This is a genomic window from Tenuifilum sp., from assembly GCF_037481895.1.
GTDB lineage: Bacteria > Bacteroidota > Bacteroidia > Bacteroidales > Tenuifilaceae > Tenuifilum > Tenuifilum osseticum.
The window spans coordinates 1-8,781 of the sequence record NZ_JBBFKU010000062.1 but is presented as its reverse complement, the minus strand read 5'-3'; the positions used below and the strand labels follow the sequence as shown (position 1 = coordinate 8,781).

6 protein-coding genes are annotated in these 8,781 nt (G+C 42.3%); 3 read left to right on the top strand and 3 right to left on the bottom strand.

Translation table 11 applies throughout. The features are described 5' to 3' along the window. The coding region (locus WHS63_RS12895; protein ID WP_445205466.1) for a hypothetical protein at positions 1 to 3,622 on the bottom strand (3,622 nt) is incomplete at its 3' end. 559 nt (positions 3,623 to 4,181) lie between these two features. Beyond that, the gene (locus tag WHS63_RS12890) at positions 4,182 to 5,165 is read right to left on the bottom strand and encodes a metal-dependent hydrolase (protein ID WP_445205465.1); all 984 of its coding nucleotides are present in this window, start codon (positions 5,163 to 5,165) and stop codon (positions 4,182 to 4,184) included. A gap of 65 nt (positions 5,166 to 5,230) precedes the next feature. On the opposite strand from WHS63_RS12890, the gene rlmD reads away from it, so the two are divergent. Further along, positions 5,231 to 6,631 (top strand): 23S rRNA (uracil(1939)-C(5))-methyltransferase RlmD, encoded by a 1,401-nt coding sequence (gene rlmD, locus WHS63_RS12885; RefSeq protein ID WP_445205464.1) that lies wholly within the window; start codon positions 5,231 to 5,233, stop codon positions 6,629 to 6,631. Positions 6,632 to 6,814: 183 nt separating this feature from the next. Here the strand turns inward: rlmD and WHS63_RS12880 are convergent, their stop codons facing one another. Further along, positions 6,815 to 7,831: a hypothetical protein gene (locus tag WHS63_RS12880; protein WP_445205463.1), complete on the bottom strand. Its 1,017-nt coding sequence runs from the start codon at positions 7,829 to 7,831 to the stop codon at positions 6,815 to 6,817. 139 nt (positions 7,832 to 7,970) lie between these two features. Between WHS63_RS12880 and WHS63_RS12875 the strand changes: the two genes are divergently transcribed. Continuing rightward, complete coding sequence (locus tag WHS63_RS12875) at positions 7,971 to 8,333, top strand: VanZ family protein (RefSeq protein ID WP_445205462.1); 363 nt, start codon at positions 7,971 to 7,973, stop codon at positions 8,331 to 8,333. A gap of 56 nt (positions 8,334 to 8,389) precedes the next feature. Next, positions 8,390 to 8,761 carry a transposase gene (locus WHS63_RS12870; RefSeq protein ID WP_445205461.1) on the top strand — a complete coding sequence of 124 codons (372 nt, stop codon included), beginning with the start codon at positions 8,390 to 8,392 and terminating at the stop codon, positions 8,759 to 8,761. The last annotated feature ends 20 nt before the right edge of the window (positions 8,762 to 8,781 follow it).

Sequence of the window (8,781 nt, the reverse complement as noted above, 5' to 3'; positions counted from 1 at the left end):
CTGCAACATCGTTATTGATATTAGTAACCGTAACATCAGGTACATTTATATTATTAAATACCGGATCGGTGCTGCTGGTGTTTGATGTAATAATGGTGTAAACCACATCGCCATCGTCAACCTGATCGTCGACACCGGTAACGGTAATGGTTTGATTTGCATTCCAGTTTGCAGGGGTAAAAGTAACCGAAGTAGGACTTACTGTACCCTCAGCCATGTTGCTCGACGAAAGGGTAATGGTAACATTGGCAGCAGGCTGAGCGGTAAGTCGCATGGTAAAGGTGGCTGTACCACCTGCCTCGGTTGTAGTTAAGCCACTGGTTGGATTAACATTAACCCCAGCAACATCGTTATCAATATTTAAAAGGTTGATATCGGCAGGGTCAATACCATTATAATAGGTATCGGAACTGGTTGCAGGGCCAATATTAATGGTATAGGTGATATTTCCGTCAACAATGTAATCGTCCACACCTGTAACGGTAACGGTTTGAGCAACGTTCCAGTTAGCCGGAGTAAAAGTTAACGACGCAGCCGACACTGTACCTTCAGTTAAATCGGAACTGCTGATAGGCAGAATAACATTAGCGGTGGGTTGAGTTTTAAGAACAACTGTAAAAGTAGCAGTACCGCCTGCCTCGGTTGTATTACCTGATATGGCTGAAATGGTAAAACCAGGGGTACGAACAACTATTGTTGCAGTTGAGCTGAGCGGAATTTCGCAATTCCCATTATTAGCTTTAACCACAAACAGGTTATTGCCCACCTCGAGGTTAGCAGCAGGTACGGTAATTACAATATTACCACCTGTTCCCACACCCGAAGCTACGTAAACATCGTTTTTATATACATTGTAGGTAACACCGTTCTGCGTTGAGTTTACAGTAATAGTACCGTCGTGACCGGGGTCAACTGTACTTCCGGTTACCGTTAAACCGGTACTTGGCGGGTTAACCACACTAATTGTAAATGGGGCTGAAGTTGCAGTACATCCCGCCTTGGTTACCTTGAGTGTGTAATTTGTGCCAGCATCGGCAAGAACAGCACTTGCCTTGTAAAACTGCTTGGCAGTAGAAACCACCGTTGCGCCTTTCTTCCACTCGTAGGTAGCATTGTTTTCAACGGCAGTTAAATCAATAGCTTCACCAACGCATACATTCACATCGCCTGTAAACGATGTATTTGGTGAGATATCAACGGTAAAGTAACGGGTTGATGTACAGCCTCCCTTTGAAACAGTGAGCGACCATTGACCCACGTTAAAATTACCCCAGGTACGGCTGAGGGTTTGAGTTGTGGAAATTGTTGTGGCTCCGTACTTCCATGTATAGGATGTAGCACCCTGTTCCTGGGCTACCAGATACAAATCCTGTCCTACGCAAACTGTTGTATCGCCAGAGAACTCCAGATCAGGTCCAACGTAAACGGCAAATTCCTGAATGGTTTTTGAGTAACCATCGTCGGCCATGAGGTAAATAATGGCATGGCCACTCTTGTTGGCAACAGGGGTTACCTTAACCCAACGGTTGGTTCCTGTACCCCCTACCTCAATATTTCCATTTAGCACAAAGTTGGGATCGTGTGAGTATGCCGTAACAACAATATTGTCAGCAGGTGTTTGAGAGCCATCGTTCACAGTAAAAGGCAAGGTTGATGGTGTGCTATTGGTACAAACACTTTGGTCCGAAGGAGGAGTAATGGTTGGAGGCGTGTTAACTGTTAGGTAAACCTGCTCGGCATTGTTAGAGTAAAGGTTATTGTTATTACGTCCCTCATAGGTAAACGAAGTTCGTCCCCAATTAGTTGTGGGTACAAAGTTTAGGTTTGCAAGGTTAGCTACAGTTACAGTATAGGGTACAGTGTTAATTGGAGTTGCACCAACACGTAAGGTACCATTCGAAGGTAACGAAGTAATCCTAATCTCCTTAAGTGCTACACCAGTAGGATCGAAAAATTTACTGGTAAAATCGGCTTGGGTAAAGGTGATATTGGTATTAAGCGGCCCCTCCTTATATATATCGCCCACCCAGGGGGCAAGCCCGTTTATACACTTGGTAGCGCTTTGGGTAACATGTATTTTGATATTAGAATACCCCAGGTCAATGGCATTGAACCACGTGTTCATGGTATTCATGTTCCCATTAAAATTGGTGTTTTCTAAAGCCGCGTTCCACGACCAGATTCGGGGTACGTTGGCACCAATAACCAGCTGTTTACGTTGGGTAGAATTCATTAATCCCTGACCAGTTTCATCGCCCCAGCGAGAAATAAAGGTATCGTCCCAGTAGATAGTTGCATTGAGCTTGCGGAACGGGCGAACCGAAGAGGTTACTACCCCATCGCACTGCTCCACATCGTAAACGGGGAAGTTGGTTGGTCCGCGCCCCATGAAAGTGGCCGATGCATTGTAAACGCCAACCGGTACTTCGGCACCAGCATCGTTCTTAAAATCCCAGAGTATGTAGTTTACCCCTTTCTTTAAATTGCGGTAAATAACCCTGTCGCTTCCGCTGGTTGAATACCCGCCACCATTTATATCGATAAGAATGGCCACAAAGGCATCAATGTTCATCTCTATCTTAAAGATGGCAACCGAACTATAGGGACAGCCAACTCGATTCTTTTCCAAGTATACATCGTAATCGGAAACGGGTAGCTGCATGGGTGTACGCATGTAATCGTAATCGTAGAAAAGGGTATCCTCAGCCCATACCTGGACTTTGGGTGGAGCAAGGCGGGTATTTGGCCATAAACTTCTATCCGGGTCATTTAGGAAAACCGGATATTTCATGGCATTTGCGGTTTGATCATTATCCTTACTTTGTGCTCTTTTTATGTAGTTGGGTTCGTTAGCTACAGGAATTATACCATAATCATTTGATTGGAACTTAAAAGAGTAAGGATAGTACTGAAAGTTTATCTTATTTACGAATTCATCTTCGGTTAACACGTAGAAAAAGTTGTTTACACGATACTGGGTAAAACTAGTGTTACACATTTGCCAACCCTTGCTCCAGATTCTACCAGCTGGTATATTTGGTTCGCCTGGATTGGTAATAATATTATTGCTGGCATCGGTAACTGTTATATCAAAAAACATTAGGGCCCATCGCCTATGTACAGTACCATCTAAATATTGAAACTCAATATAGTAATCACCAGCAACATCGGCTGTAAATGTTAATGGATTATATCCGCCTGTTATAGTTACACCATTTATTTTGGCTCCATTAGGGCCAGTTATAGCTTGAGTATAAGTGTCAATATACCCTGAACCGGAAGAAGGTAATGATCGCTCAGTAAAAATAATTGAACCATCCGGACGTTTTACCCTAAATTTCACTTTTGTAGGATCTGTATATATTCCGTCATTATAGGCACCAGATATTCTAAAACCCATAAAAACCTTTTCACCTGCCCTCAAGCGAATATTCAAGCGTTTTTCGGCTGCGCAACCGTAACCCGCAAAGCTTTGGTTTCCAGTCTCGCCGAATACATTAAACTCCAAGTACAACCTATCCGAAGAGTTAGGCATAAGCTGTTTGGTTCCTTCCGGGTAAGCGGGTTTAACGCATAAAACCATTAGCGCTATAAACCCAAAAGAATTAATCAGTCGTCTCATATTCATACTTTATTACACCTTTTTTCCCGTTGATACTAATAAAAAAGCTAAGGCATAGCATTACACCTTAACCTATTCAAAAACCAGTACTGTTAAAATAAACTAAAACCTTCCTCCTCATGAAACCCAAATACAAAATACACCGTATAAACTTGCTTAAAACACTACAATGTGTTGATTTTTAATATTTTAATTAATTTTTTACTACTGTTATTGGTATAGCAATTTACGGCGATTTTTTAAAATACAAATTTTTTTCATAAAAAATGTTATACGATTGGAGGAGAAGGTATATAGAAATGGGAGAAAGGAAAGGTTTGTTGATGGTTGTTGGTTGATGGTGAATTAAATAGAACACAGATGACACTGATTAGATTGATTTACTCTTCTGTAAAACTCCGTGTTACACCATGAAACACTGTGATACTTATTTAGTTGACAGTTGATGGTTGGGTTGATAGTAAAAGAATTCACATTTAATCTGGAATCTGGAAATCTGGAAATCTGGAAATCTGGAATCGCCTTAAGCGTTACAGGAAAGTGAGTGACACACCTCAACCTAAAATACCTTTTGCATGAGCTTAAGAATGTTCTTGGGGGTTATTCCCCTTACGGGATGAGGGCGCTCTATCCTGCAATTTTTCTCGTCAATCTTGAAACGTAAAACATAGGCTGCCGGATAGCTGCTTTCCAGGCTCGAAAAACGTAAGTCGTTTACGTAAAAGTATCCTTGATCGGTATAATCAATGGTATAGTAGTTTTTCGTGAACTCTTTTAATCGCTCTATCGGACAGGGTGTACTATTTTTACCCATACCTTTTAATAGTAAGGTATGACTAACTATTTGTTTCTTGATTATGTTCACTTGCGACAACCGGTAGCTCGACGAATCTTCCACTACAACCATCCAAACTAGGTTTGTAAACGGTAAAGGCGTTGTATGAATACGGGTAAAATCAATACCCGATGTTGTTAATCTTTCCCTAACTTCCCTTTCGAGCGATACTTTAATGTAAACATTCAACAAAAAGTAAAGCGCAACTAATGAGAGCCCCAAAAGAGCAATAAACCTTTTTTTAGGTTTAGGTTTCTCCCTGAAAAAAAACAGAGCGGCAAGGGTCAGCACAAGAATAAACAGTAAATTAAAGTCGATTATTGCGATGGAGTCGAACGATAACCTTAAACTGCTGAAGGGTTCAAGAATGGCTGTTCCATAAGTATTAAAAATATCCATAAGTAGATGCGAAAGCCAGGGTAAGATCACTAAAAGCCACCAAAAACCAATCGAGTGTCGGCTTTTATGATACCTACTTAAAATATATCCCAGAAAAGCAGACCCTATGAGCAAAAGTAGGAGCGAATGGCTAAACCCCCTATGGATAAACATGGCTTCAACTGGGTCAAAAAATAGGGTAACAGCCGCATCAAAATCGGGTATATTGGCAGAAACAGCACCAATTACCATTGCTTTGGGTCCCAGCTTACTGTTACCCACAGCATGGCCAATAATTGCACCGGTTAGTGCATGTGTTATTGAATCCATACAATTTAGCTACCTTTGCAAAACAAAACGATGCTGTATAAAGTTCAAATATACCTAAAATAATAGTGGGACGAAAAAGTAAGCCGCTGCTTGAGCAAATCCTGATTGAGGATATTGCTGCCGAAGGTAAAGCTATTGGACGAGTTGACAATAAGGTTGTTTTTGTACCATTTGCCATTCCTGGCGATGTGGTTGATATACAGGTTACTAACAATCGCAAAAACTTTATGGAGGGGCAAGTGGTTAAGTGGCATAAGTATTCCCCAAACCGCGTTGAGCCCTTTTGCTCACATTTTGGACTATGTGGTGGTTGCAAATGGCAGAACCTCCCTTACGAGGAGCAGCTAAAATTCAAGCAGAAACAGGTAGCCGACCAACTAAAACGGATAGGAAAAATTGAGTTGCCTGAGATATCGCCTATAATTGGATCAAAAAACACTTCCCACTACCGCAATAAATTGGAGTTCACCTTTTCCGAAAGCCGTTGGCTAACACGAGAGGAAATTGAACAGGCAAGAGAAATTGAAAAGGTTCCTGCACTGGGATACCATATTCCGGGTAGATTCGATAAGGTTTTTGATGTAAGCAACTGTTACCTTCAACCCGAACCATCGAACTCAATCAGGCTGGCGGTTAGGGATTATGCCATTAGGCATGGCATTCCTTTCCTTAACCTTTACACCAAGCAAGGGTTGCTTAGAAATCTGATTATTCGCACTGCAAGCACAGGTGAGGTAATGGCAATTCTTTCGGTAACCCGATATAATAATGAGGTTCAGGAATTACTGGAGTACATGCGTATCAGTTTCCCTCAAATAACCTCGCTGATGTACGTTGAAAATAGCAAGCTAAACGAAACCATAAGCGATTTGGAGGTTAAACTCTTTGCAGGTAAGGATCATATTATAGAGGCGATGGAGGATTTAAAGTTCAGGGTTGGACCTAAATCGTTCTATCAAACCAACTCGGAGCAAGCACTAGAGTTATACAGGGTTGCCCGCAGCTTTGCTCAGCTTTCAGGTAGTGAACTGGTTTACGATTTGTATACAGGTACGGGTACAATTGCCAACTTTGTAGCCAGGAATGCCAAAAAGGTTGTGGGTATAGAGTATGTGCCTGAGGCTATTGATGATGCCCGAATCAACTCGCAGCTAAATGGAATTACAAATACAATTTTCTTTGCCGGCGATATAAAAGATTTGCTAAGCGATAAATTCATGGACGAGCACGGCAAACCCGATGTGGTAATACTTGATCCACCCCGTGCAGGAATCCACCCTGATGTGGCTAAAGCGCTGGTGGCTGTTCAGCCAGTTCGTATTGTTTACGTTAGCTGCAACCCGGCCACCCAGGCGCGTGATATTGCCTTAATGTCTAATATTTACAAGGTATCCCGTATTCAGCCAGTTGATATGTTCCCTCAAACCCACCACGTGGAGAATGTGGTGCTTCTGGAGAAGCGCTAATTGCAAGTTGTTGGTTGATAGTTTATGGTTATGGTATAGGAACCACCTTTAATCTGAAATCTGAAATCTGAAATCTGAAATCTGAAATCTGAAATCTGAAATCTGAAATCTGAAATTTGAAATTTTTATCCTTTAACCTTGAACACCCAACACTAAATACTAAACACGCCTGACAAATGGGCGCTATTTCTTCCTCTGGTAGTAAAGTTGCAATTTCTTGCGGAAAACTCGTTCGTTGGCCTCGTTTATCCGTTTGATAAGTGCTTCGATAAGTTCTGTGCGGCCTTCAAGTTCAGAGCCCGAAACCACCTCGCCATCGGAGTAAACAATTTTTTCAATTTTATACCCATCAACACCCAGCGAAAGCGCCACGGCGGCATTGTAATCGTCGAAGATGATTACGGAGGGCATGGTGTTCACATTATACTTAAGCACCGCTATCAAAACACGAGAGCTGATATACCTTATTTGGTCTTCACCCAGGTACTTGGCTCCGAGTAAGAGTTTTACCAGATCGATTTGAGCAACCTCCCGCATACGGCGGTTGGCAACCATCTTGTCGTAATCGGATTGGTTTGTTGAAAGGAACAAATCGATAAAGGGTTGGGGAACACCCTGCAGGTCCTTCAAATCACCGTCTCTCTTACGGAACTTATACTCCTTGTGTGCCAGCGGTTGGGTGTTTGGGTAGAAGTACGTCCATTTCCGGGTACGCTTGTACGATTGGGTCATGGGTTTAGGTTTCCACTTGGTTGCCGGACGCATCAGAATGGGGTCAGTTAACCTGAGATTTTGTGACTCCAGAGCATAAACCATGCAGTTGATAAAATGGATGTAACCGCCTCCTAAATTCCCATGGAGTGCAGACCACAACGTTTTGTAGCTGTGTTGGGTCAAACTGTCGGCCCTGGATTCATCGTTGTATATTCTCTTGCTTTTGATGTAATCAACAAACTCCTTATCGAGGGTAACTGGATAGTAAGTGGCGGAGTTATCGGTAGTATCAACGAAAAGATCCTTGCCAGTGTGGTAAAGACCACGAACATCAACCACATAGTCGGAGTCGTTAGCCAACTTTACATGAAGTTTGTAGTCGGCACCCCAACGCATAGCCGCTATGGTTGGTTGTAACCCATGCTGTGAATTGGCAACTACTGTTGCGGATAATACTATGATTACTACCGATATTAATCTTTTCATACCTTTTGGTTTTCCTTCCGTAAAGTTAGTAAAATTGAAAACTTAAAGATTTATTTTGATATTTTTTGTATACTAAAATTTTAGAAGGTTTGTTAATCGATATTTATGTAAATTTGGTTTCTTAATACCCAATTTAAATATGCGTTTGCGTCGTTTTACTATACTTTTTCTTACAATAGCCCTTTGGGTAACGGCAATACTGGTTATTCCCACTTTGCTTCCTATCAACTTTCCCAGATTTAAGTGCCTTGGGATTACTATTCATACCGACTATCTGGTTCATGTAGTACTATTTGTTCTACTTGTAATTTCACTTAAAATAGTGGGAATTAAAACCTCTAGTATTGGCGTTCTTATTTTACTTATGCTGGCATCAGCGCTGGCTGAAGTATGGCAACTATATATCCCCCATAGAACATTTAATACCTACGATTTGATATCGAACATAATTGGAGTGGTGATTGGGTATGGGGTAAGGGTAAGGATAAAGGATAAAGGTTAAAGGATAAAGGTTTAAAGTTGACCCGTCCTGAAAAATGTCTACACAAACTTATGTGTATGGACAAAAATAATTTTGTAACAAAACGCTACAGCGAGGGCTTCAAGCTGAAAATTTTATCCGAACTTAGCAGCGGGAAGTATTCCAAGAACGAGCTGGCCAAGCGGTACGGGTTGAACGTCACCACGATAACCCGCTGGGTGGTTGGCTACAAAAGGTTTGATCTCATGAACAAGCGTGTGGTAATTCAGAACCCCGGGGAGGCGAGCCAGCTGCAGGCCCTGCGGAAGGAGCTGGAGCAGCTGCGGAAGCTGCTGGTCCGCAAGGAGCTGGAGCTGCTGGCCAGCGAGTCGTACCTGGAGGTGGTGGCCCGGCAGCACGGGTACAAGGACGTGGAGGAGCTAAAAAAAAACTTAAACGCCAAGCGCTGATGGTGGCGGTTCGGGCGGGG

What these genes read in the sequence shown, in the direction of transcription:
- WHS63_RS12870 (WP_445205461.1), top strand. Translation starts at nt 8,390, where the DNA reads ATGGACAAAAATAATTTTGTAACAAAACGCTACAGCGAGGGCTTCAAG.
- WHS63_RS12875 (WP_445205462.1), top strand. Translation starts at nt 7,971, where the DNA reads ATGCGTTTGCGTCGTTTTACTATACTTTTTCTTACAATAGCCCTTTGG.
- WHS63_RS12890 (WP_445205465.1), bottom strand. Translation starts at nt 5,165, where the DNA reads ATGGATTCAATAACACATGCACTAACCGGTGCAATTATTGGCCATGCT.
- WHS63_RS12880 (WP_445205463.1), bottom strand. Translation starts at nt 7,831, where the DNA reads ATGAAAAGATTAATATCGGTAGTAATCATAGTATTATCCGCAACAGTA.